The sequence below is a fragment of the Butyrivibrio sp. genome, assembly GCF_024699075.1.
Genome location: NZ_JAILQF010000093.1, coordinates 1 through 2,358, shown reverse-complemented (window position 1 = coordinate 2,358; position 2,358 = coordinate 1). Strand labels below are relative to the sequence as shown.

Annotated in this window: 3 protein-coding genes and 1 pseudogene; 3 read left to right on the top strand and 1 reads right to left on the bottom strand. The window is 40.2% G+C overall.

The genetic code is table 11. The features are described from left to right. A partial coding sequence (locus K6G87_RS03705) for a LysR family transcriptional regulator (RefSeq protein WP_296834064.1) occupies positions 1–768 on the bottom strand: 768 nt, incomplete at its 3' end. 182 nt (positions 769–950) lie between these two features. On the opposite strand from K6G87_RS03705, the gene K6G87_RS03700 reads away from it, so the two are divergent. The 3 genes and pseudogenes from K6G87_RS03700 to K6G87_RS03690 all read left to right on the top strand — a co-directional run. Beyond that, positions 951–1,937, top strand: coding sequence for an alpha/beta hydrolase (locus tag K6G87_RS03700; protein ID WP_296834061.1), 987 nt, complete (start codon positions 951–953; stop codon positions 1,935–1,937). Beyond that, positions 1,937–2,179, top strand: a pseudogene (locus K6G87_RS03695) (cupin domain-containing protein); the annotation flags it as partial. The gene K6G87_RS03700 and the pseudogene K6G87_RS03695, both read left to right, overlap by 1 nt. Continuing rightward, positions 2,176–2,358 (top strand): hypothetical protein (locus tag K6G87_RS03690; protein WP_296834056.1); only part of this gene is annotated, 183 nt, incomplete at its 3' end. The pseudogene K6G87_RS03695 and the gene K6G87_RS03690, both read left to right, overlap by 4 nt.

Genomic DNA, 2,358 nt, shown 5'->3' with positions numbered 1-2,358 from the left:
TGGTCTGAATACAAGGCCGCTGTCTTTTGATGTATTTACAAGATGTTCATAGGTGAGAAGATATCCTAAGCCTTCCATGGCAAAAATTGATCCATTGTAAGAAAGGCGGAAGGAACCTTCTAATTGAAGCTCTGAAAATCTGCTTCCAGCCCAGTTTCTAATATCTCCATTCCATGCTTGATCAGAACAGAATAATGGCAAGCCTACAAGGTCATCCAAACGGATGGCTTTTTTCTTTGCTAGGGGATCGGTATCTGGAATGATAAGTCCCCAGGTGTCTGTTTGAGGGAATTCGATATATTCGTATTTGCGGATATCTGGTTGTTCTACTAGTACTACAAAATCAAGTAAGCCTTTATCGACTTTTTCAGAGAGCTGCTCTGTATCACCGCTTGTGATGTGATAATGAAGGTTTGGATAGTATTTTTTAAAATCTTTTATAGATTTTGCTAGGTATCGAAGCTGGTAGGATTCAGCAAGACCAAGATATAGTTCTCCGCCAGCTATATCATCTAGAGAAACAAATTCCTGCTCGATTTTATCAGCCATGCTGACAAGATCTTCGGCACGATTGCGTAGCAGAATTCCTTCGTCAGTAAGTTTGATACTGAAAGCATGTCTTGTGAAAAGCTTTTTCCCAAGTTCTTCCTCTAGCGATTTAAGCTGTTTTGACAGGGTAGGCTGAGTTACATGCAGAAGTTTTGCAGCTCTACTCATATTTTCTTCTCTTGCCACTGCTAAAAAATATCTTAAAGTTCTAATTTCCATAGAATCTCCTTTCCATAGAATTTCCTTTCCATGATCAGTGCACTCGAAATACTTCGTATTGCTCATTGCTATATGATATGCCAAAATGGAATAATATAATATTCATTATAACCATTAGCGAGAGTATTTACAAGCAGGTACAATAAAAGCAAAATGAACAAGAATAACGGAGGTATCAAGTGATGAAGAAAACAGAAGAACTTAATTTAGTAACAGAATGGGATAAGGTATTTCCAAAGAGTGAAAAAGTAGATCACAAGAAGGTAACATTTTCAAATCACTTTGGAATTACCCTGGCAGCTGATATGTACATACCAAAGAATGCTACAGGAAAACTTCCTGCGATTGCAGTGTCAGGTCCTTATGGTGCTGTTAAGGAGCAGTCATCAGGTCTTTATGCACAGACCATGGCAGAAAGAGGTTCTCTGACGATTGCCTTTGATCCCTCTTTTACTGGAGAGTCAGGTGGTTTTCCAAGATATATGACCTCACCGGATTTAAACGTTGAGGATTTTCAGGCAGCGGTAGATTTCTTGTCTGTTCAGGATAATGTTGACCCTGAGCGAATCGGAATCATCGGTATCTGTGGCTGGGGAGGTGTAGCCCTTCAGACAGCCTGTCTTGATACAAGAATTAAAGCTACAGTTACATCAACAATGTATGACATGACAAGAGTTGCAGCAAACGGATACTTTGATGCTGATGATAATAAAGAGGCAAGAGTGAAGGCCAGAAAGGCTGTAAATGCTCAGAGAACTGAGGACTTTAGAAACGGTACATACGCTTTGGCAGGAGGAGTTGTCGATCCATTGCCTTCGGACGCTCCGTTCTTTGTAAAGGATTACTATGATTATTACAAGACAAGCAGAGGCTATCACGCAAGAAGCCTTAATTCCAATGATGGCTGGGCGATTACCGGAATGATATCTCTTTCCAATATGCGCCAGTTCCATTATGCAGGAGAGATTGATAATGCAGTTCTTATGATCCATGGCGAAAAGGCTCATTCCTGCTATATGAGTAAGGATGCTTTCAAGTTGCTTAATGGAGATAATAAAGAGCTTTATATCATTCCTGATGCAGTACATACAGATCTCTATGATGGTGGAGATAAGGATTATATTCCATTTGATAAGTTAGAGAGTTTCTTACATGATTATTTAAAGTAAAATCCGGTGGAGGGCAAATGCTCATATGTATAGGTGGCAGAGGCTGGTATCAGGAGGAAGGAAAAGAAGCAGTGGAACTTACTCCGGGTAAAGTTGTGAATATTCCGGTAGGCGTAAAACATTTGCATGGAGCTGCCTCTGATTCCTGGATGAGTCATCTTGCTTTTGAGATTCCTGGTGAGGATGGTTCAACAGAGTGGTGTGAACCGGTTCCTGACAAGTTATATGGTGAATTAAAATGATGTCGAAAAGAATTGTAGCAACGCCGGTCATCATGCTGGCGCTATTAACTGGGTGTAAAGCGAATAATACCGGTAATTTTCAAGAAGATAATGCTGTGAAGACGGAATCCAGTGTTCAAACAGATACAAATGAGTCAAAGGAGCAGACTGAGATGAAAATAGCGGATGAAAGCATACTG